We start from the raw sequence: 21345 nt of genomic DNA, 5'->3' as shown, positions 1-21345 counted from the left end.
TCACCTAATGCAACTGGAGTAGCTTTTGCAACGTCCAGGAGGGCGCAGCGCCCGCGTACGCGACGCCGTACGGCAGGCGACGCTGGCCGAACTCGCCGAGCACGGCTTCCAGGCGCTGACCGTGGAGAACGTCGCCCTGCGCTCAGGCGTGCACAAGACCACCGTCTACCGGCGCTGGGGCAACGCCGAGGGCCTGGTCGCCGACGCGCTGGCACTGGCCGAGGAGGAGCCGTGGCCGGTGCCCGACACCGGCTCGGTCCAGGAGGACCTGCGCGGCATCGCCCTGCTCGTGCAGTCGGGGTTCGCCGATCCCGCGATGGGCCCGGTCTCGTCGGCCTTCGTGGCCGCCGCCATGCAGGACCCCGCCGCCGCCCAGGCGCTGCACCGCTTCTTCGCCGCCCGCCACGACCAGTCGGCCGGGGTCGTACGGCAGGCGGTCGAGCGCGGGGAACTGCCCGCCTCCGTCGACGCCGAGGAGGTGATCAGGGTGGCGGTGGCGCCGATCTACTACCGGCTCTTCGTCACCCACGAGCCGGTCACGCCCGGCGACGCGATCCGGTCGGCGGACGCCGCGCTGGCCGCCGCCCGCGCGGGGGTCATTTAGCCGTGGAGCCGCGCAGCTCGAAGTTGTCGTAGACGACCTTCAGCACCGACTCGCTGCCCTTCTGGACCCGGGAGACCATGCCCACGTGGCCCGGCGCCAGCCCGGCGGAGTCCTCGACGCGCTGGACCTCCTTGCCGTTGATCCACAACGTCAGCCGCACCGAGCCGCCCGCCTGCTCGCAGGAGGCCTCCAGGCGGTTCTTCTCGCGCGGCTTGAAGCCCTCCACCTTGACGGGGCTCTCCAGGTTGCTGCCCGCCTGGTTGACGACCTTGCGGATGCGGGCCTCGCCCGCGGTGCTCACGGCGAACTCGTAGTAGGTGCCGTCGCCGTCGCCCCGGCACCACAGGCCGTACTCGCCGTTGCCCACCACACTCTTGACGGTCGCGTCGACCCCGACCACCACCGAGTCGGGCACCCGCGCGGTCGGCGAGTCGGTCGGCATCGGCGTCGCGGTGGGCTCGCCGACGAGGAAGGGGATCGGCGCCTGGGCGAACTCCTCCTCGCTGTACTGTGCGGCATCGAGGCCGTAGGCGCCGTCGTTGGTGTAGCCGTAGCTGTTGTCGCTGTCGGCGTTGTAGGTGCCGCGCCAGTCGCCCGAGGCGTTGGTGAAGTCGTCGCCGTAGACGCGCGGCAGGTTGGGCGGCGCGCTCGAGGTCAGTAGCGCCCACGCCGTCACCGCGCCGCCCGCCAGCACCGCGATCGCCGCGGCGGCGCCGATCAGCATCCCCTTGCGGCCGGACTTCCCGGCCTGGGACTGTGTGTACGGGGTGGTGTGCGACTGCTGCCAGTTCACCTGGGCGGTCTGCTGCGACTGGCGCCCGACGAGATGGTCGAGCAGCTGCTGCGCGGTCGGGCGGCGCTGCGGGTCCTTGACCAGCGCCGCCTGGACCAGCTCCCGCAGTCCGGGTTCCACCCCCGACAGGTCGGGCTCGGTGTTGAGCACCTGGTAGACGATCGCCGGAAGCGCCTCGCCCCCGAACGGCGCCCGCCCGGTGGCCGCGTAGGTCATCAGGCAGCCCCACGAGAAGACGTCGCACGCGGGCGAGACCGGCTCGCCGCGCAGCACCTCGGGAGCCATGTAACGCGGGGTGCCGATCAGCTCGCCGGTGCCCGTGACGCCGCCGAGCATGTCGAGCGCGCGGGCGATGCCGAAGTCGATCACCCGGGGGCCGATGGGGGAGAGCAGCACGTTCGACGGCTTGAGATCGCGGTGCACGACCCCGGCGCCGTGGATCGCCGTCAGCGCGGTGGCCACGCTCACGGCCAGGGCGTCGAGGTTGGAGCCCTTGAGCGGCCCGCTCTGCCGTACGGCCTCTTCCAGGTTGGGGCCCGGCACGTATTCGGTGACCACGTAGAGCTGGTCGCCCGCGAGGTCGGCGTCGAGCACGGCCGCCGTCGAGAACCGCCGCACCCTCTGCGCGGCCTCCGCCTCGCGCCGGAAGCGCATGCGGAACTGCTCGTGCTGGGAGAACTCGGGATTGATCACCTTGACCGCGACGCGCGTGCCCTGGGGGTCCTCCGCCATGTAGACGGTGCCCATGCCGCCCCTGCCCAGGACCTGCAGCAGGCGATAGCGTCCGATCTGGTTCACGGTCGGCCAGCTTAGTGGCAATCGTCCCCTCCCTCCACGGGTCGCGGGCCGCCAGCTAGGGTTCCGCGCATGACAGAGCGACGTTCGATCCTCAGCGGCTCCACCTTCGAGGAGCAGATCGGCTACGCCCGTGCCGTGGTGGACGGCGACCAGGTGTACGTGTCGGGGACCACCGGGTTCGACTACTCCACCATGACGATCTCCGACGACGTGGTGGAGCAGGCCGAGCAGTGCCTGCGCAACATCGAGGCCGCACTGGCCGAGGCGAAGTGCACCTTCGCCGACGTGGTGCGGGTTCGCTACCTGCTGCCCGACCGGGCCGACTTCGAGCCGTGCTGGCCGGTCCTGCGCCGGTGTTTCGGCGAGGTCCGGCCAGCGGCCACCATGCTCGTCTGCGGGCTCGCGGACCCGCGGATGAGGATCGAGATCGAGGTCGACGCCCGGCGGCGTCAGTAGACCTCGCTCCTGTTGTTGACGATCTCGTCCAGCAGGGCGGTGGCGTCGGAGTAGCGCTGCGCCGTCGCACTGCTCACCGGCAGCGCGAGCGTCGCGAACGCGTACCTGACCGCCGCGCCCACCGTGCCCGTGCCGAGCCGGCGGGACAGCGCCGAGTCGATCCGCGTGGAGGCGTTGATGTGCCTGGCGCCCAGGTCGAGCAGCGTCGCCGCCAGCTGGAACCTCGCCGGCGCCGGTTGCGGGCCGTTCGCCGACAGGACGGCGCCCGCCTCCGCGTTGCTCAGCTCGCCGTCACCCGACGAGTCGAACCGCTGGTCCGTGGCCTGCACGCGGGCCAGCAGCTCCCAGGTGCGCTCCTCCGGGTGCGTCTTCCAGTAGCCGTGGGAGCGGGGGGCGCGCGACGGCGTGACCTCGGTGACGCCGGTCGCGGCCGAGTCCGTCACCGGGTCGTAGGTGCAGCCCTTGGCGTTGCCGTACGTCACGGTGGCGGTGTCGGGCAGCTCGGCGCCGGCCGTGAACAGCAGGCTGGGCCTGGCCGTGAAGTGCACCGACAGATCCTGAGCCGCGGCGAGGCTGCCCAGCGTCCACGTCAGCGTCGTGGTCCCGTCCGCGTTGCGGGTGACGGTGTCAGGCTTGGGCCCCGCGCCCTGGTCGAGAGCCTTGCTGTAGTACACCTCGGCGGGCAGCGTGTCGGTGAGCACGACGCCCGTGGCGTTCGCGCTGCCGACGTTGGCGACCTTGAGGCCGATCGTCATCGCCTCGCCGGCGTTGACCGTGGCGGGCGCGGTCTTGTCCAGCGTGAGGCGGGGCGCGTGGATCGTGGTCGAGGCCTGAGCGCTGTTGTCCCCGGTGTTGGCCTCGGCCCCGCCGGCCGTGTCCTTGGCCGTCACCGTCGCCTTGTTGGTCAGCACGGCCGCGTCCGCGGTGTCGCACGGGATCTCGTAGGTGAACGTCTCGGTGGCGCTGTTGCCCACGCCGAGGTACGGCAGGGCACGCGTCTGGTCGGCCCCGGTGGGCGGATCGTCGGTCACCACGATGGAGGCGGCCGGCCCGGTCCCGATGTTGTCCAGCTTCACCTGGTAGGTGAGCGTGTCACCGGGCTCCGCGTCGGCCTTGTCCACGGTCTTGCCGACCTTGACGTCGGGGTCGTAGAGGTTGAAGAACGACATCTCCTGGTTGACGACGGTCGAGAAGGCGAGCTCTTCGCCGGATCCCGTGCAGGTCGGCGCGCCCGCCGGGTATCCGCTGCAGGCCGGGCCCCTGACGTCCGGCGACTGGATCGCCCGGTACTTGATCGCCGGCCAGTCGTTGTGGTCGGACAGGGTGGTCAGGCCGTTCTCCGCGTTGATGTCCAGCGGCACGGCGTTGGTCTCGAAGAGGGGCGCCCCGGTCGTGGGATTGGTGGTGTCGTTCCAGTTGAGCGGCCCGTTGCCGATGTCCGAGCGCAGCGGCCTGAACCCGGTGGCGGGGTTGAGTACGGTCCACCAGAAGGTGAAGTCGGCGCCGCCGGAGATGCCGTTGTTCTCCAGCAGCGACCCCTCGACCAGCTGCGGCAGCCCGCCGGTCGAGAAGCCCAGCCGCACCGCGCCCTTCTGCCAGTCGCGCAGCTGGTTGACCAGCAGCGGCGGCGGGCTGTTGGGGATGCCCGTCTGGAAGAAGTAGTTCATGACGCTGAGGTAGTTGGGCTTGTACTGGTCGTTGTTGTCCCCGCCATGCCGCAGGCCCAGCGCGTGGCCGAGCTCGTGCAGGATCGTGCCCGCCTGGTCGACCTCGGTGCCGACCCTGGCGTCCGCCGCCCCCGTGCCGACCGTGAGCACCTGGCGGTCGGTCGCGTGCCCGCTGGTCGAGTCGCAGACCCCGTTGTTGCCGACGTGGATCTGGGTGGTGCCGGCGGGGATCACGTCGTCGCCCGAGCGTGTGCTCTGGAGCATGCCGTCGCCGGCGTAGTCGGTGCCGAAGTCCACGACGCACATGGTGCGCCAGGAGCCGAGGGTGACGATGAAGTCCTTGTTGTTGTCCCTGGTGGGTTCGCAGCACTGGCCGGAGGTGCCAGGACTGTTGACGCTCCCGGCGCCGTTGGTGGTCACGAGGTCGTGCGCGAAGATCGTGTAGTGCGCGTAGGGGGCCAGCTCCGCGCGCAGGTTCGCGGTGCGCGCGTTGCGGAAGTCGTTGTTGTTGGCCATCCCCATGAACGCCTGCTCGGCCAGCTGCGCACCCGGGATGTGCACGAAGTCGATGCCGTCGCTCCTGGGCCCCGGATACGGACACGGATCGGCCACCTTGACCGGGGCCGCGTTGAAGACGTCGCGCACCAGCGTGATCGCCCCGGCCTTGGGCTGGTGCGAGTGCGCGGTGGCGGGAGCGGCGTCGACCATGAAGTCGGTCTGCAGCACGATCGTCTTGCGGCACGGGTCGGCGCCCAGCGCGGGCAGGTCGGCGATCATCGCGCCCGACCTGTCGCGGACGCCGTTCAGCTCGACGGCGTCAGGGATGCCGTCACCGTCGGTGTCGTTGACGATGCTGATGCCCAGCCGGGTGATCCTGCCGTCGTTGTTGCGGGGGAAGCCGTGGTCGCCGTCGCCCTGGACGCAGCTCTGGCCCTTGGGCTGGCCGTTGGAGTGCGTGCAGGGTGTGCCGAAGACGAAGCCGTCGCCGGTCAGGGCGCCGGTGCGGAAGTCGTAGGTCAGATCCAGGACGACGTCCTGGTCGCGGGGACTGATGTCCATCCGGTCCTCGTTGGAGTTGCCCCCTGAGTCGTAGTCCCACAACGCCACCGAGATGTCCACGGTGTCCTTGTCGCCGGGCAGGTTGTTGTTGGTGAAGACCCAGCCGTTGGGGGCCTCCGGCAGCCCTTTCGGCTCGAACTCGTCGTCCTGGATCCGCGGCCCCTGCTCCAGCGGCCCGTCTCCGATCTTGACCCTGGGGAAGTAGTCCCCGTCGCCCACGCCACCGCTGTCCGGATCCTCGATCTGCCGGAGATAGTCGATGGAGAAGGTCAGCGAGCGGTTCGGGGCCGCGGCGGCGGACTGCGTGGCCAGCGCCGGAATCATCGCCACCAGCAGCACGCTCAGCGCCCCCAGCGTGCCCCAGCGACGCCGGGCACGCGCTCTGTGTTCAGCACCCACGATCAGTCCTCCTCGGGATTGCGCCTGAGAAGGATGGTGCGGGTGACGGGCGGTTGAACGCCTGAGTAGGTCGTACTCAATCCGCCAGTTCGCGCAGCGTCGGCAGCCGGCCGTGCCGTACCTCGAACACCCGGCACCCCGCCGCCCGCGCGGCGGCGATCCCCGTGGGGCTGTCCTCCACCGCGACGCACCGCGCGGCCACCACGCCCAGCCGCGCCACCGCCTCCACGTACGGGTCGGCGTACGGCTTGCCCCTGGCCGTCTCGCCGTCGGCCACGGTGGTCTTGAACTCGTGCCCGTCGAGCAGCGGTAGCACCCGGTCCACCACGCTCCGGGGCGAGGCGCTCACCAGGGCCGTGGGGATGCCCGCCTCGCCCAGCTCCGCGAGCAGCTCCAGGGCCCCCGGCAGGAGCTCGACCCCGGCGGCGACCCGGCGGCCGAACTCCTCGCCCAGCCGGGCGGCGAGCGGGCCCGGGTCGCCCGGCGCCAGGTAGGCGGCGGTGTCGGCGATCGTCCGTCCGAGCACCTCAGGCATGTCGGCCTCGCTCAGGGGCACGCCGAACTCGCCGGCGACCAGGGCGACGCACTGCCACCACAGCCCTTCCGTGTCGACGAGCGTGCCGTCCATGTCGAACAGCACGGCGTCACACCACACCGGCGGGATCCTCCGACGGGGTCACGGGCAGCGGCGCGTCGGCGCGGCGCGGGGCGACGAGGACCGGCCGCTCGACCAGCCTGACCGACACCCTGGTCCCGGGTCCCAGGCGCATCGCCTCGTGGCCGGGCACGTCCGCCAGCACCTCGCCGCCCTCCAGGGCGACGCGCAGCCGCACGGAGGCGCCGCGGAAGGAGGCGGCCACGATCTCCGCCCTCCCGTCGGGCTCGGGCTCCACGCGGACCGCCTCCGGCCGTACGAGCACGTCGACGTCGGTCAGCGAGGTGTCCGAGTCGAGCGGGAGCAGCTGCCCCAGCACCGTCACCTGGTCGCCGGAGACGCGCCCGGGCAGGTGGTTCATCGTGCCGACGAACTCGGCCACGAACGGCGTGGCCGGGCGGTCGTAGACCTCGGCGGGCGACCCGCACTGCTCCAGCCGCCCATCGCGCAGCACGGCGACGCGGTCGGCGATCGACAGCGCCTCCTCCTGGTCGTGGGTGACGAAGACGGTCGTGATCCCGAGGTCGAGCTGCAGCCGGCGGATCTCCTCGCGCAGCCCCACTCTGACCTTGGCGTCCAGCGCCGACAGCGGCTCGTCGAGCAGCAGCACCCTGGGCTCCAGGGCGAGTGCCCTGGCCAGGGCTACACGCTGCTGCTGGCCGCCCGACAGCTGGTGCGGGTAGCGGTCGGCGTGGGTGGCCAGGCCCACGAGCTCCAGGAGCTCCAGCGCCTTGGCCCGGCGCGTGGTCTGGGCGACCTTGCGCACCCGCAGGCCGAAGGCGACGTTGTCGAGCGCGTTGAGGTTGGGGAAGAGCGAGTAGGCCTGGAAGACCATGCCCGCGTCGCGCTTGTTGGCCGGGACGCGGGTGATGTCCTTGCCGTCGAGCAGCACCGCTCCGGAGTCGGGCGTCTCGAAGCCGGCCACGCAGCGCAACGCCGTGGTCTTGCCGCACCCGGACGGCCCGAGCAGGGCGACGAGCTCGCCCGGCTCGATGGTGAGGTCGAAGCCGTCGAGGGCTACGGTCTTGCCGAAGGTACGGCGGAGCTGCCGGAACTCCAGTTGGGCGGTCACTTCGAGGCTCTCTTTCGGGAGATACCGGAAATGCTGAGCAGGAGCGCCCAGATCAGGACGAGGCTGAGCACCGAGGCGGCCACCGACATCTGCCCCTTGGACCCGGAGATGGTCACGATCCACACCGCGAACGGCTGGTAACCCAGGAGCGAGGCCATGGTGTACTCACCCAGCACCAGCGCGAGCGACAGGAACGCGGCGCTGGCCAGGGCCGAGCGCAGGTTGGGGATCAGCACGCGGAACATCACGTGCGGCCAGGAGGCGCCGAGGTTGCGCGCGGCCTCCACGAGGGTGCGCACGTCCATGGTGCGCAGTCCCGCGTCGAGGGCACGGTAGACGAACGGCAGCACGAGGATGACGTAGGCGAAGACCAGCACCAGCGGGAAGGTGGTGCTGCGCATCGCGGTCAGCGTCGCCCAGAACGGGGTGGGCGCCAGGAGCTCGTTGCCGACCGCCAGCGACTTGCCGAAGCCGGAGACGAACGCGATCGGCGGGATGACGAGGGGCAGGGTGCAGACCACCTCGAGCACGGGACGCAGGCCGGGAGCCGCGAGCCGTACGGTGATCATCGCGGGCAGCATGAGCGCCAGGACCAGCACGATCGTGGCGGCGGCCAGGCCGAGCGACAGCAGCAGGCTGGCGGTGAACCCCTCGGTGACCAGCAGCTCCGTGTAGGGCTCCAGGGACAGGCCCTGCGCGGAGTTGTAGACGGTGAACCAGACCGAGCAGGCCAGCGGCACCAGGAAGTAGAGCGCGGCCAGGGCCCAGACCGCCACGTGCCACCTGCCGGGCCGCACGGCGCCACGGGAGGTCACTGCAGCCATCGGGTACTCCTCCTCTGCAGCGGCACGTAGACCACCATGACCAGGGCGGCGACCACGACCATGTCGAGCGCGAGCGCCAGGCCCACGCTCTCGTAACCGGTCTGCACGTCGCCCGAGAGCGCCGCGGCGATCTTCAGCGTGATCAGCGGCAGCACCGTCCCCGCGCCCATCGCGGCGGCGGTGGCGTAGGCGGCGAACGCCGAGCCGAACAGCAGCACCACCCCGCCCAGCAGGCCCGGGGTCAGCACCGGAAGCGCGACGTAACGCCAGTAGTGCCAGGCGGAGGCCCCGCTGTTCATCGCCGCCTCGCGCCACTGCGGCTTGAGCCCGTCGAGCGCGGGCGCGATGGCCAGCACCATGAGCGGGATGGAGAAGTACAGGTAGACGAGCGCCAGCCCCCAGAAGGAGAACAGCGTCCCGAACGGCAGCCCCAGCAGCGAGCTGATCATGCCGGAGTTCCCGAGGGTCGCCACCCAGAAGAAGGCCAGCGGCACGCCCCCGAAGTTGGCCAGCACGCCGGAGGCGGTGAGCACCGCCTCGCGGAAGCGGGACCTGACCACCACCTGGGCCAGGAAGGTGCCCAGGATCGCGCCCAGCACCGCCACCACGGCCGACAGCTTGACGCTGTTCAGCAGGGCGAGCAGGTAGCCGCCCTGCATGGTCAGCGCCAGGTTGCCCATGCCGCGGTCGAAGGCCCCCGCCACCATGGCGATGGCGGGGATCCCGAGGGCGAGCGCGGTGAAGACGAGCAGCGGCAGCGCGCCGATGATGCGCTTCATCAGCCCGCTACAGCCGCGTCCCAGCTCTTGGCCAGAGCGTCCTGCGCCGCCTTGGTCTGCGCCTCGGTCGGGAACTGGGCCTCACCCTGGACGGGCGGCAGCTTGTCGGCCAGCGCCTTGTCGATGGTGCCGTCGGCCTGCATCGAGGGCATCAGCACCGGGCGGGCGCCGCCCTTGAGCCACAGGTTCTGGCCCTCGGCGCTGTAGAGGAACTCCTGCCACAGGCGCGCGGCGGCCGGGTGCGGCGCGTCCTTGTTGATGGCCTGCACGTAGTAGGAGGCGTAGACGCCGTCGGTGGGCACCGCGACCTGGAAGTCCAGGCCCTTGGGCATGAACTGCTCGCGGTATCCGGCGTTGAGGTAGTCCCAGTCGATCGAGATCGGCGTCTCGCCCTTCTCGACGGTCGCCGGGGTGGACTCGATCGGGTTGAAGTTGCCCGCGGCCTTGAGCTTCTTGAAGAACTCCACGCCGGGGGCGATGTCGTCGAGGGAGCCGCCGTTGGACAGCGAGGCCGCCCAGACGCCGCCGAAGGCCGAGCCGGACTTGTTCGGGTTGCCGTTGAGCGCGACCAGGCCCTTGTACTCGGGCTTGAGCAGGTCGGCGAAGGTCTGGGGGCAGGTGCCGACCTTCTTGGCCTCGCAGCCGATGGAGACGTAGCCGCCGTAGTCGTTGACCCACAGGCCGCCCGGGTCCTTCTGACCCTCGGGGATCTTGTCGAAGGCCTGCACCTTGTACGGCGCGAACAGGCCTTCCTTGGCGCCGGTGAAGGCCCACGACTGGCTGATGTCGACGACGTCGGGGGCGTTGGGCTGGCCCTTGCGGGTCTTCAGCGCGGTGATCTCGTCGGCGCTGGAGGCGTCGGGGTTCTCGCTCTCGACCTTGATGCCGTACTTGGTCTCGAAGGCCTTGATGATCTCGCCGTAGTTGGCCCAGTCGGGGGGCAGGGCGATGACGTGGAGGTTGCCCTCCTTCTTGGCGGCCTCGACGAGCTTGTCCAGGCCGCCGAAGTCGGTGGCCGAGGTGGCGGTCTTGGCGTCCACGCCGCCGGCCGCCGAGGGCTGGGTCTGGGTGGACGGTGCGGCGCCGCAGGCCGCGGTGACTACGGTAAGGGCTGCTATGAGACCTGCGACTCGCAAAGCGGACACGTCGCCTCCATAGAAATGGGATATGTCTGGACCATAGAAAACTTGTCCAGACAAGAACAGCCCTACTTCGTTGCGTTTCGGTGAATGGGAGTGGTCCTGGGTGGTTGCGCGGTATGAACACATAGCCGCTGAGCTGCGCGATGACATCATGAACGGCACACACCCGGTCGGGACTCTGTTGCCTTCCGAGTCAGAACTGGCTGCGCACTACCGCGCCGCACGCGGCACCGTGCGCCAGGCGATCGCGGTCCTGGTGGCCGAAGGGCTGGTGGGGTCGCGGCAGGGCGCGCGGCGCATCGTGCTGGGCACCACCCGCAGCCAGAGCTTCGCCGAACTGCACAGCTTCGCGCAGTGGGCGCGTGCCAACGGCTACCGCTTCGGCGGCCAGGTGATCTCCCAGCGCAGGCGGGCCGCCCGTGGCGTGGAGAGCGCCCGGCTGTCGTGCCCGGCGGTGCTGGAGGTGATGCGGGTGCGCACCCTGGAGGGCGAGCCGGTGCTGCTGGAGCGGACCGTCTACGCCGACTGGATCGCGCCGGCGGTCGAGGCGCTGCCGGGCGACTGCGAATCGGTCACCCAGGCGCTGTTCGACTCGGTCGGGCTGATCTTCGCCTACGGGGAGCATCTCATCGACGCGGTCGCGGCGGGGGCGCAGGACTCCCGGTTGCTCACCGTACGGCGGGGCAGCCCGCTGTTGCGCCAGCGGCGCATCACCACGACGAACGAAGGGCGGCCCGTGGAGTGGTCCGATGACCGCTACCGGGCGGGCAGCGTGGCCTTCAGCATCCGCAACTCGATCGGCGCCAACCCCCTCGGCCGCCAGCTTGCTTTTTGAGGCGTTGGAACGTATGTTCGATACGTAGCGCCCGTCTTCCCCCGGGCAGTTCGCGAGGACTCCTGGGAGAAGAGGATCTTGAGCAGACTCTACGGCGATCCGATCGAGGTGTGGACCCGCGACGGGGAGCCCACCCAGTTCGTCTGGCGCGACCGGCTCTACCTCGTCCGCCGCGTGCTCGATCACTGGGTGGTCGCCCGCGAATGGTGGAAGACCGGTGAGAACGACCCGGGCGAGCGCCAGTTCTGGCGCGTCGAAGCCAGCCCCGGCCGCGAAGCCGGCACCTACGAACTGCGCTTCGACACCGCCAGCGGCGGCTGGCTGCTGCTGAGGGCGTGGGACTGATGACGCCCTTCGTCCACCTCCACGTCGCCTCCGCCTACTCCATGCGCTACGGCACGACCTTCCCTCCCGCGCTGGTCGCCAGGGCGGTCGAGCACGGCATGGACATGCTCGCGCTGACCGACCGCGACGGCCTCTACGGCGCCGTCAAGCACGCCCAGGCCTGCGCCGAGGCCGGGCTCAAGTCGGTCTTCGGCGTGGACCTCGCGCTCGCCTCCACCGGTCAGGACCGGCCCAGGACCGGGCCGCAATCCCAGGACCGGGTCACCGTGCTGGCCCGCTCCGACGCGTGGGCCTCGCTCTGCCGCCTGGTCACCGCCGCCCATCGTGCGGGGGAGCGAGGCTCGCCCACGATCACCGCCGACCTGGTCGGCGCCCACCCCGGCCTGATCGTCCTGCTCGGGCCGCGCTCCGACGTCGGACGCGCCGTCGCCGCCGGACGCGACGAGCAGGCCAGGGCCCTGCTGGAACGATGGCGCGCCGGCCTGACGGTGGCCGTCGAGGTGATCGACCAGTACGGCTACCGCGACGCCGCCACCGCGGTCCGCATGCTCGCCCTGGCCGAGTCGACGGGAGTGCCGGCGATCCTGACCAACGCCGTGCGCTACCTCGACCCCGCCGACCACCAGACCGGCGACGTGCTCGACGCCGCCCGCCAGCTGGTGCCGCTGCACCCCCGCCACCTGGAACGCGCCACCTCCCACGCCTACCTCAAGTCGACCAAGGAGATGCTCCAGGTCGCGCGGAAGATCTGCGGCGCCGACGATCAGCGCATCACCCGCCTGCTGCGCACCACCCGGCGGCTGGCCGAGGCCTGCGCCATGGACCCCCTCCAGGTCCTCGGGCTCAAGGCGGGAAGGCTGAACCTGCCCGAGGTCGGCAGGGACCCGGTGCCGCTGCTGCGCAACCGCTGCTACGACGGCCTGTACGAGCGCGGGCTCGGCAACTCCGCCGACGCCAAGGACCGGCTGAGGCTGGAGCTGTCGATCATCGAGCGGAAGGAGCTGTCCGGCTACTTCATCTCCGTCGCCGGCATCACCGACCGCATCCGCGGCATGGACATCCGCTGCGCCATCCGCGGCTCGGGAGCCGGCAGCCTGGTCAACTACCTGCTGCGGATCGGCGAGATCAACCCGCTCGACCACGGCCTGCTGATGGAGCGTTTCCTGTCGGAGGGCCGCATCGGCCTGCCCGACATCGACATCGACGTCGAGTCCGCCCGCCGCCTCGACTGCTACAAGGCGATCTTCGACATGTACGGCGAGGCGCGCGTGGCCTGCGTGTCGATGATGGAGACCTACCGCGCCCGCAGCGCCATCCGCGACGTGGGCGCCGCCATGGGACTACCCCCGCACGAGATCGACCTCATCGCCAAGGCCTTCCCGCACATCAGGGCCCGCCAGATCAGCTCCGCCCTGACCGACCTGCCGGAGCTGCGCGAGTCGCGGCTCGGCGAGGCCGGGCTCGGCAAGGTCTTCTCCCTGGCCGAGAAGCTCGACGGCCTGCCCAGGCACATCGCCCTGCACCCGTGCGGCGTGCTCATCGGCAACTCCACCCTGCGCGACACCACGCCGATCGAGCGCAGCATGCTGGAGTTCCCGATGTCGCAGTTCGACAAGGACGACGTCGAGGAGGCAGGGCTGCTCAAGCTCGACGTGCTCGGCGTGCGCATGCAGTCGGCCATGGCCTACACGCTCAGCGAGATCAAGCGGGTCGACGACCTCGAGATCGAGCTCGACGCCGTGCCCCACGACGACTCCGCCACCTACGACATGATCTGCGCCAGCCGTACCCTCGGGTGTTTCCAGATCGAGTCGCCCGGCCAGCGCGAGCTGGTGGCCAAGCTGGAGCCGCGCACGATGCACGACCTGATCGTCGACATCTCGCTGTTCCGCCCGGGACCGGTCAACTCCGACATGGTCACGCCCTACCTGGAGATGCGCCATGGCTGGCGGGCCTCCCGCTACCCGCACGAAGACCTGCACGACGCGCTGCGCGAGACCCACGGCGTGGTCGTCTTCCACGAGCAGGTGCTCAAGGTCATCGACGCCATGACCGGCTGTGGGCTGTCGGAGGCCGAGAGGATGCGGCGCAGCCTGGCCGCGCCCGCCACCCGCGAGAACGTGCGGCAGTGGTTCCACGCCTCGGTGCACAAGAGGTACTCCGCGGCCGTGGTCGAGGAGGCCTGGCGGGTGCTCGACGCCTTCGGGGCCTTCGGCTTCTGCAAGGCGCACGCCGCCGCCTTCGCGCTGCCCACCTACCAGTCGGCCTGGCTCAAACGCCACCACGCCGCCGCCTTCTTCGCCGGGGTGCTCACCCACGAGCCCGGCATGTACCCCCAGCGGGTGATCGTCGACGAGGCACGGCAGTGCGGGGTGACCATCCTGCCGCTCGACATCAACCGATCGGGGCGGCACTGGCAGGTCGAACGGCTCGGCATGGAGGTGCGGGTCGACCCCCGGTCCCTGGCGGGACCCGCCGAGGAGCAGGGGCCCAGGACCAGGTTCCACGCCGAGGAGCTCGGACGCGGCTACGCCCTGCGCGTGCCGTTCTCCGCCGTCAAGGGCATCAGCGAGGCCGAGGTCGACCGCATGGTCGCCGGCCGGCCGTACACCTCGATGTCGGACTTCTGGGACCGCGCCAGGCCCTCGCGTCCCGTCATGGAACGCATCGTGCAGGTCGGCGGCCTCGACGACCTGCACGAGCTGCGTCCTGGCGACGGCGGGCCGCGCTGGCGGCCAGGCGAACTCACCCGCCGCGACCTCATCGCCCAGGTCGGCGCCCTGGAACGGGCCTCCGCCTCGGGTGTCGGCGCGCGGCCGCGCACCCGCAAGGGCTACGCCCCCCGCGCCGTCCTCGTACGGCAGAGCCTCGACGAGGCCGTGCAGATGCCCCTGGGCTTCGCCGAGCACATCGCGCCCGGCGAACTGCCCGAGATGACCGAGACCGAGATGGTCGAGGCCGAACTGGAGATCCTCGGCATCGACGTCAGCCGCCACATCGTCAGCTTCCACGACGAACTGCTCGACCTGCTCGGCGTGGTGCGCGCCAGAGACCTGCTGGATCAGCGCAACGGCGCCCAGGTGCTGGTGGGCGGGGTCAAGGTGGCCACCCAGACCCCGGCCGTCCGCTCCGGCCAGCGCGTCATCTTCGCCACCCTCGACGACTCGACGGGGCCGGTCGACCTGACCTTCTTCGAGTCGGTGCAGGGGCACTGCGCCTCCACGGTGTTCACCTCGTGGCTCATGGTGGCGCGCGGGGTGATCCGCCGCACCGGGCCCAAGGCGGTCTCCATGCGCGCTCTCGACTGCTGGAACCTCATCGACCTGGAGAAGCTCTGGCGCGCCCGCGGCCCGGACGCGGTCAGGGAACTGGTCGAACGAGACCCGGCGAGCACGCCCGGTGTCACGGGCGGGCGCATCGAGTACGCCAACGGCTTCCTGCTCTCGCCGTACGCCGACCTCGGGCCGGCGATCGTCAGCCCGTCACGCCAGCTCTGGCACGCCAGCCAGGGCAGCTCGGGCCCGGCCGCGGCATGACCGCTACGAGGCCGCGAGCACCTCTTCCAGCGTCCTGGCCGGGTGGCCCGTCAACTCGGGCACGGCCTGGCTGACACCCTCCATCTCGCCGGCGGCGACCGCGGTGTAGGTCGACACCCACGCGTCGACCTGCCACCGCGGCGCGCCGTACCTCTCACGGGAGGCGTAGGCCTCCTCGACGCTCTCCGCGTGGTAGGCGACCTTCCTGCCCAGCACCCGCGTCATCGTCTCGGCGACCTCGCCGAAACTCAGCGCCCGCGGCCCCGTCAGGTCGTGGGTCCTACCCGCGTGCGCGCCGGGATCCCGCAACACCGCCACCGCGGCGTCCGCGATGTCGTCCTGCGCGACCATCGCCACCCGCCCCTGGCCCGCGGGGCCGCGGATCACCCCGTCGTCGCCCACCATGAACGGGACGAAGTCGGCGTACAGGTTGTCGCGCAGGAAGGTGAAGGGCAGGCCGGCGGCCCTGATGTGCTCCTCGGTGGCCCAGTGGTCGCGGGCCAGGGTGAACGTGGCCGCGGGCGAGGCGCCGTAGAACGAGACGTAGACCAGGTGCCCGACGCCCGCCGCGGCCGCCGCGTCGACGAAGGCCAGGTGCTGCTCCAGCCGGTCGGGCGCCTCGGAGGCCGACACCATCAGCACGACGTCGTGGCCGCTCAGCGCCCGCCGGACCTCCTCCCGTTCCCCGAACGCCGCCCGCGCCACCGTGGCCCCGGGCAGGCACGGCGCCCTGGCCGGGTCACGGACCAGCATGGTCTGCGCGACCCCCGCCGCCGCCAGCCGCGCCGCCACCCTGCCTCCCAGGCGACCGGTGGCACCCGTGATCGCGATCGTCATGTGAGGAGTGTGCCCCGCCCGACGATGGCCACGCGGCCACGGGGGTCGTTTATGATCTCTTATCCCCCCGAAACTGGAGCGTTCCATGATCGTTCGTCTGTCGATGGCCTTAATGGTGGCTTTGACCGTGGTTTCTCACCCTGCTCAAGCGGCAGGCCCGGCCATCAGGATCACCAAGATCTACTACAACTCTCCCGGCTCCCCTGACAGCGGCAGCCAGAGGAGCCTGAACGGTGAGTACGTCCAGATCAAGAACGTCAGCCGCGAGAAGGTCGCACTCGACGACTGGACGCTCCACGACAAGACCAAGGGGTACGGCCACACGTACACCTTCACCGGCTTCACCCTCAAGCCCGGCAAGACGGTGACCGTGCGGACGGGCCGCGGCAAGGACACCGCCGGCACCCTCTACTGGGGCCGAGGCGGCGAGGGCACGTACTCCTACGTCTGGAACCAGACGAGCGACACCGCCTACCTCCGCGACGAGACGGGAAAGCTGCAGGACAGCTGCTCCTACAACTCCAGGTACAGGTCCTTCAAGAGCTGCTGACCGCCTCGTGGGCCCGCGAGCCGTTCACGAGCCGGGTGCGGCTCGGTGAGGTCTGGATGCGGACGATCTCGCGGGCCGACATCGCGCACAGCAGGGCCGCCACGCACACCAGCGCCAGCTCGCGGATCCCGAGCCCCGTGAGCGTGTCCGCCGACGGGTCCGACAGGCGCAGGAAGATCGAGGCCGCCGCCGTGAGGAAGGCCAGCCACCACGCGGCGATCAGGAACAGCCACCGCGTCCGCCGGTCGTACGGCGGGCGGGAGTTCTTCCACACGTCGTCGACGAGCACGAGCGGGGCCGCCAGGTTGACCACGGGGACGAACCAGCCCGCGAGGACGGGAGCGGTGGCGGCCGCGCGGTCATTGGCCTGGCGGGCGCGCACCAGCCAGGTCAGGTAGGCCGAGGCCGCGCCGAGGAAGGTGACGACCAGCAGCATGATGAGCACCGCGAAGGCGGTCACGTCACCGACGACGGCCTGCGCGGCCGTGCTGGAGTGGTCGCCGTTGATGGTGGCGATCTGGGTGGCGAGCCGGCTGCCGCGCGTCTCCTCGAAGACGACGAGCGCGGTAAGCGCGACGACCTGCGCGGCGAGGGTCACATAAAGGGCCCGGATGGTGAAGCGCACGAATCTTTCTCCCCCCGCTCCATGCGCCGAGGTGCTGATTCACTTCTATCCCGCCAAGCCCGTTGTTAATCAGTTCACCACGCCGGATTCCCATGCCCAAGCTGCGATTTCCACCCGATTTCTGGCACCCAGCTTCGTGAAGATGCTCCCAAGGTGGGTCTTAACCGTCGAAAGGGAAACGAACAGTTCGGCGGCCACTTCCTGGTTCGTCCTGCCGCGCGCGATCAGCCGTACGACGTCCAGCTCGCGGTCGGTCAGCGGCTCGTCGAGAGGCTTGGGCGCGGCGGGCTGCGCCAGGTGCTGCAGCAGGCGCACGGTGACGGAGGGGGAGACGAGGGCGTCGCCGTGCGCGGCGGCGCGGATGGCCTCCAGCAGCAGCGTCGGGCCGCTGTCCTTCAGCAGGAAGCCGGTGGCGCCGGAACGCAGCGCGCCGTAGACGTATTCGTCGAGGTCGAAGGTGGTGACGATGACCACCCGCAGAGGGTCGGTGACGCCGGGGCCGGCCAGCAGGCGGGTGACCTCCAGGCCGTCGAGCTTGGGCATGCGGATGTCGAGCAGGCAGACGTCAGGACGCAGCCTCCTGGCCTCGGCCACGGCGGCGGCGCCGTCGGAGACGGCGGAGACGACCTCCATGTCCGGCTGGGCGTCGAGGATCATCTGGAAGCCGGTTCTGACGAGCTCTTGGTCGTCGGCGATGAGCACACGGATCACGCCCCCAGCTTAAGATCAGCCGTTCGGCCGATGCCGTACCGGCCGCCCGACCGATCCGGCGCGACAGCCCGCGGCGGCAGGCTCTCATGCCATGAGCGACGTACTGTCCGGACACTTCCTGACCAAGCATTTCGGTCACACGACGGCCCTGGCCGGGGTGGACATCACCATCCGCCAGGAAGAAGCGGTGGCGATCATGGGGCCGAGCGGCTCCGGCAAGTCCACCCTGCTGCACTGCCTGGCGGGCATCATGAAGCCGGACGAGGGCGAGGTGCACCTGATGGGCCACCGCGTCGACAACCTCGGCGAGCGCCGCCGCAGCGAGCTGCGCCGCACCAGGTTCGGCTTCGTCTTCCAGTTCGGCCAGCTGCTCCCGGAGCTGCCCGCCGAGGAGAACGTGGCGCTGCCGCTGATGCTCGGCGGCGTGACCAGGACCCAGGCGGTACGGCAGGCGCGGGAGTGGTTCGCGCCGCTCGGCCTGCAGGGCATGGAGACGCGCCGCCCCGGCGAGCTGTCGGGCGGCCAGGCGCAGCGGGTGGCGATCGCCAGGGCGCTGGTCAGCAGGCCCGCGGTGGTCTTCGCCGACGAGCCGACGGGCGCGCTGGACCAGACGACGGGCCAGGAGACGATGCGGCTGCTGGTGGAGGCGACGAAACACAACGAGGCGTGCCTGGTGGTGGTCACCCACGACCCGAACGTGGCCTCCTGGTGCGATCGCACGGTCGAGGTGCGCGACGGCCGCCTGACCGCCCAGCAGGCGACGGCCTACACGACGGTCCTGCCCGCCGGAGGTCACGCGTGAGCGCGACCCTCTCCCTCACCTGGCGGCTGCTGCGCGGCGGCGGCCGGCAGGGCATGCTCGGCACCTGGCTCACCTTCGGCGCGGTCGTGATCTCCACCGCGCTGCTGCTGTTCGCGGTGAGCGCCAACCTGGCCTTCGACGCGCGGGCCGAGCACGGCGCCTGGCGCAACCCCGTCGCCGCCGAGGGCGACGCGGTGGCGATCCAGGCGACCCGCTGGGACTACGTGCGCGACACCCCGATCCTCGTGGTCGAGCTGGCCGCGCTCAAGCCAGGCGCCCCCGCGCCTCCCGGGCTGCCGGCCTTCCCCGGGCCGGGCACGACCTGGCTCTCCCCGGCGCTGAAGGACCTGGCGGGCGAGCTGCCGGAGGAGCAGCTCGCCGCCAGGTTCGGCCAGGTGGGTGGTGAACTCGGAGAGCAGGCCCTGGTCCTGCCGTCCGAGCTGGTCGCGGTGGTCGGCCTGGAGCCGGGCGACCCGGCGTTCAAGGTGAAGCGCGACTACGGCTCGGCCTCCCCGACCAGGATCGCGAGCTTCGCCGGCGAGCCGACGGACGACGCGATCGCCTACCAGATGCTCGCCCTCATCGGCAGCGTGCTGATGGTCGTCCCGCTGCTGGTGTTCGGCGGCGCGGCGGCCAGGCTGACGGTCGCGCGGCGCGACCGGCGCCTGGCCTCGCTGCGGCTGATCGGCGCGACCCCCGGCCAGGTGGCGGGCATGACGGTGGCCGAGGCGGTGATGGTCGCGTTCGCGGGGGCCGTGGCCGGCACACTTCTGTACGGCCTGGCCTCGCCCTTGCTCAGCCGCATCCCGATGCAGGGCGGAGCCTGGTTCGTCACCGATCTGCTGCCGCCGCTCTGGGTGATGGGCCTGGTCCTGCTGGCCGTACCTTTGCTCGTGGGCCTGTCGGCGGTGGTGGGCCTGCGGCGGGTGGTGGTCAGCCCGCTGGGCGTGGCCAAGCGGGAGACGCCGCCGGCGATGCGGTTCGTGCGGGTGATCGCCCTGATCGCGGCGCTGGTGATGGTGCCGATGGTGAGCCGCGCGACGAGCGTCACGGTGATCGTGATCGTGCTCGGGCTGGCCTTCCTGGCGATCAACCTGGCCGGCCCGTGGGTGGTGGGCCTCATCGGGCGCATCACCGCCAAGAGGGCACGCCGCGCGCACCAGCTCCTGGCGGGACGCCGCCTGGTCGACGATCCGCGCGCCGCCTGGCGCACGGTGAGCGGGGTGGCGCTGACCGGGTTCGTCGCCGGCTTCCTCGGCCTGCTCAGCCCCAGCGCCGACCTGCTCGGCACCCGCGACGCCCATCAGCTGAGGCTGTCGGGGAACGTCTCGGTGACCGAGGCGCGCGACCGGCTGGCCGAGGCGAAGGTGAAGGCCACCGTGGAGCGGAGGAAGGACACCCTGATCGTGGCGCTGGGCACCGGCGTGAGCCAGGAGAACCTCGACCGGGCGCGCACCGCGCTGGCGGGCCTGTCGCCCGGCCGCTCGGCCTCGACCGAGAACGACGACGGCATGGTCGACGGCCAGCTGCTGACCGACATCGCCACCGGCACGATCGTCGTGCTCGCCGTGTCGTTCCTGGTGGCGATCACCAGCGCGGGCATCACCGCGGCGTCGTCGGTGCTCGACAGGCGGCAGACGTACGCGCTGCTGCGCCTGGCCGGCACACCCCTGGAGGTGCTCGACCGGGCCAGGCGCTCGGAGACGCTGATCCCGCTGGTGATCATGGGTGGCGGCTCGATCGCGATCGGCATGTTCTGCGCGATGCCGTTCATGTTCGCCGGGATGAACGTCAGAGGGCTGGTGACGCTGCTGACCTGCGTGGCGGTCGGCTTCGCCGGGGTCATGGCCGCGGGCGCGCTCAGCAGGCCGCTGCTGCGCTCGGTGACCCTGAACCCGGCGCCGCGTCCCGACTAGCGCGGGCGTTAGTCGGCCGTGTGCCGGCCCAGCCACGTGAGAATCGCCTGGTTCGTCTCCTCCGGCTTCTCCTGCTGGATCCAATGACCGCAGTCCAGGCTGACCACGTCCACGTTGGGAACGAAGTCCGTCAGCCGTTCAGCCCTCGGGACCACGTCCCGCTCGGCGTAGATCATGAGGGCGGGCTGCCGGACGACGGGATCCACATCGGCCAGCAGGTGCCAGTTGCGGTCGGCGTTCCTGTACCAGTTGATTCCGCCCGTGAATCCTGACGTCTCGAAGGCGGAGACGTAAACGGCCAGTTCGCCGTCGCTCAGGATGGGCTCGCCGGGCGGCGTCTGCGCCCTGGCGAGGTTGAGCAACGCCACACCCGGCTCGGGCTCCGCGGCAGGCACGTTCTTCCGGAACATGTTGCGCAGGAACCGGGCCGGGTTCTCCTCCAGCACGGCGTCGGCGACGCCCGGATGCCGGTTGAAGTGGACGTAGTAGAAGTCGGTGCCCAGCAGGTCCTCGATGAACTCGACCCACGGCTTCTCCCCGCGATCGGGGTACGGCACGCTCAGGTTGATCACCTTGTCGACCCGGTCCGGATGCAGCAGGGTCAGTCCCCACACGACGGTCGCCCCCCAGTCGTGCCCGACGAAGGTGGCCTTCTCGTACCCGTAGTGATCGAGAAGCGCGACGAGATCACCCGACAGGTGTTCGATGTCGTAATCCGTGACCTCGGCCGGGCGGGAGGAGTTCCCGTAACCCCGCTGGTTCGGCACGATGACGTGGTAGCCCGCCTCGACCAGGGCGGGCACCTGATGACGCCAGGAGAAGGCGTGCTCCGGCCAGCCGTGGCAGAGCACCACGGGCTTGCCCGCGTTCTGCCGTCCGGCTTCGAAGACTTCGAGCTTCACGCCGTTGACCGGGACAAGGGTCGGACTGAACATCACAT

19 protein-coding genes are annotated in these 21345 nt (G+C 70.8%); 8 read left to right on the top strand and 11 right to left on the bottom strand.

All coding sequences use genetic code 11. The annotated features are described in order from the left end of the window. Positions 1 to 25: 25 nt before the first annotated feature. Entirely contained in the window at positions 26 to 604 is a 579-nt protein-coding gene (locus HNR30_RS24215) for a TetR/AcrR family transcriptional regulator (protein ID WP_181612328.1), read from the top strand. Here HNR30_RS24215 and HNR30_RS24210 read toward each other — a convergent pair. Further along, positions 597 to 2195, bottom strand: a complete 1599-nt coding sequence (locus HNR30_RS24210) for a serine/threonine-protein kinase (RefSeq protein ID WP_181612327.1) — start codon at positions 2193 to 2195, stop codon at positions 597 to 599. The two genes, HNR30_RS24215 and HNR30_RS24210, sit on opposite strands and share 8 nt — an antisense overlap. Positions 2196 to 2264: 69 nt before the next feature. On the opposite strand from HNR30_RS24210, the gene HNR30_RS24205 reads away from it, so the two are divergent. After that, positions 2265 to 2651, top strand: coding sequence for a RidA family protein (locus tag HNR30_RS24205; RefSeq protein ID WP_181612326.1), 387 nt, complete (start codon positions 2265 to 2267; stop codon positions 2649 to 2651). Here the strand turns inward: HNR30_RS24205 and HNR30_RS50260 are convergent. From HNR30_RS50260 to HNR30_RS24175, 6 genes are all read right to left on the bottom strand, one after another. Next, the gene (locus HNR30_RS50260; protein ID WP_181612325.1) at positions 2645 to 5776 is read right to left on the bottom strand and encodes a CLIPPER-2 domain-containing protein; all 3132 of its coding nucleotides are present in this window, start codon (positions 5774 to 5776) and stop codon (positions 2645 to 2647) included. The two genes, HNR30_RS24205 and HNR30_RS50260, sit on opposite strands and share 7 nt — an antisense overlap. Positions 5777 to 5852: 76 nt before the next feature. After that, positions 5853 to 6431: an HAD family hydrolase gene (locus HNR30_RS24195; protein WP_312894605.1), complete on the bottom strand. Its 579-nt coding sequence runs from the start codon at positions 6429 to 6431 to the stop codon at positions 5853 to 5855. Next, positions 6421 to 7503 (bottom strand): ABC transporter ATP-binding protein, encoded by a 1083-nt coding sequence (locus HNR30_RS24190; RefSeq protein ID WP_181612324.1) that lies wholly within the window; start codon positions 7501 to 7503, stop codon positions 6421 to 6423. The genes HNR30_RS24195 and HNR30_RS24190 overlap by 11 nt, the downstream gene beginning before the upstream one ends. Beyond that, positions 7500 to 8327 (bottom strand): ABC transporter permease, encoded by an 828-nt coding sequence (locus HNR30_RS24185; RefSeq protein WP_181612323.1) that lies wholly within the window; start codon positions 8325 to 8327, stop codon positions 7500 to 7502. Before HNR30_RS24185 ends, HNR30_RS24190 begins: the two co-directional genes overlap by 4 nt. Then, positions 8315 to 9106 carry an ABC transporter permease gene (locus HNR30_RS24180; protein ID WP_181612322.1) on the bottom strand — a complete coding sequence of 264 codons (792 nt, stop codon included), beginning with the start codon at positions 9104 to 9106 and terminating at the stop codon, positions 8315 to 8317. The genes HNR30_RS24185 and HNR30_RS24180 overlap by 13 nt, the downstream gene beginning before the upstream one ends. Next, positions 9106 to 10251, bottom strand: coding sequence for an ABC transporter substrate-binding protein (locus tag HNR30_RS24175; protein WP_312894603.1), 1146 nt, complete (start codon positions 10249 to 10251; stop codon positions 9106 to 9108). Before HNR30_RS24175 ends, HNR30_RS24180 begins: the two co-directional genes overlap by 1 nt. A gap of 100 nt (positions 10252 to 10351) precedes the next feature. On the opposite strand from HNR30_RS24175, the gene HNR30_RS24170 reads away from it, so the two are divergent. From HNR30_RS24170 to HNR30_RS24160, 3 genes are all read left to right on the top strand, one after another. Then, positions 10352 to 11083 carry a GntR family transcriptional regulator gene (locus HNR30_RS24170; RefSeq protein ID WP_181612320.1) on the top strand — a complete coding sequence of 244 codons (732 nt, stop codon included), beginning with the start codon at positions 10352 to 10354 and terminating at the stop codon, positions 11081 to 11083. Positions 11084 to 11161: 78 nt separating this feature from the next. Continuing rightward, positions 11162 to 11428: a DUF6504 family protein gene (locus HNR30_RS24165; RefSeq protein ID WP_181612319.1), complete on the top strand. Its 267-nt coding sequence runs from the start codon at positions 11162 to 11164 to the stop codon at positions 11426 to 11428. Next, positions 11428 to 14964, top strand: a complete 3537-nt coding sequence (locus HNR30_RS24160) for a DNA polymerase III subunit alpha (RefSeq protein WP_181612318.1) — start codon at positions 11428 to 11430, stop codon at positions 14962 to 14964. The genes HNR30_RS24165 and HNR30_RS24160 overlap by 1 nt, the downstream gene beginning before the upstream one ends. Before the next feature lie 3 nt (positions 14965 to 14967). Here HNR30_RS24160 and HNR30_RS24155 read toward each other — a convergent pair whose 3' ends face one another. Next, positions 14968 to 15801: an SDR family oxidoreductase gene (locus HNR30_RS24155; protein ID WP_181612317.1), complete on the bottom strand. Its 834-nt coding sequence runs from the start codon at positions 15799 to 15801 to the stop codon at positions 14968 to 14970. A 127-nt stretch (positions 15802 to 15928) separates the two neighbouring features. Between HNR30_RS24155 and HNR30_RS24150 the strand changes: the two genes are divergently transcribed. After that, on the top strand, positions 15929 to 16351 hold the full coding sequence (locus HNR30_RS24150) for a lamin tail domain-containing protein (RefSeq protein ID WP_312894602.1): 423 nt from the start codon (positions 15929 to 15931) through the stop codon (positions 16349 to 16351). Here HNR30_RS24150 and HNR30_RS24145 read toward each other — a convergent pair. Both HNR30_RS24145 and HNR30_RS24140 read right to left on the bottom strand, forming a co-directional pair. Next, positions 16338 to 16976, bottom strand: a complete 639-nt coding sequence (locus HNR30_RS24145) for a DUF4328 domain-containing protein (RefSeq protein ID WP_181612315.1) — start codon at positions 16974 to 16976, stop codon at positions 16338 to 16340. The genes HNR30_RS24150 and HNR30_RS24145 overlap by 14 nt on opposite strands. A 69-nt stretch (positions 16977 to 17045) precedes the next feature. Continuing rightward, a complete protein-coding gene (locus HNR30_RS24140) occupies positions 17046 to 17687 on the bottom strand; it encodes a response regulator (RefSeq protein WP_312894601.1) in 642 nt (213 codons plus the stop codon). A 91-nt stretch (positions 17688 to 17778) separates the two neighbouring features. On the opposite strand from HNR30_RS24140, the gene HNR30_RS24135 reads away from it, so the two are divergent. Together HNR30_RS24135 and HNR30_RS24130 are read left to right on the top strand one after the other, a co-directional pair. Continuing rightward, on the top strand, positions 17779 to 18489 hold the full coding sequence (locus HNR30_RS24135) for an ABC transporter ATP-binding protein (RefSeq protein ID WP_181612314.1): 711 nt from the start codon (positions 17779 to 17781) through the stop codon (positions 18487 to 18489). Continuing rightward, positions 18486 to 20405, top strand: a complete 1920-nt coding sequence (locus HNR30_RS24130) for an FtsX-like permease family protein (protein WP_312894599.1) — start codon at positions 18486 to 18488, stop codon at positions 20403 to 20405. The genes HNR30_RS24135 and HNR30_RS24130 overlap by 4 nt, the downstream gene beginning before the upstream one ends. Before the next feature lie 8 nt (positions 20406 to 20413). On the opposite strand, the gene HNR30_RS24125 is transcribed toward HNR30_RS24130, so the two are convergent. Continuing rightward, on the bottom strand, positions 20414 to 21340 hold the full coding sequence (locus tag HNR30_RS24125; RefSeq protein WP_181612313.1) for an alpha/beta fold hydrolase: 927 nt from the start codon (positions 21338 to 21340) through the stop codon (positions 20414 to 20416). Between the last annotated feature and the right edge of the window lie 5 nt (positions 21341 to 21345).

The organism is Nonomuraea soli (assembly GCF_013761175.1).
GTDB classification, from domain to species: Bacteria; Actinomycetota; Actinomycetes; order Streptosporangiales; family Streptosporangiaceae; genus Nonomuraea; species Nonomuraea soli.
Note: the sequence above shows the minus strand (reverse complement) of the source record. Positions and strands in the feature narration are given on the sequence as shown.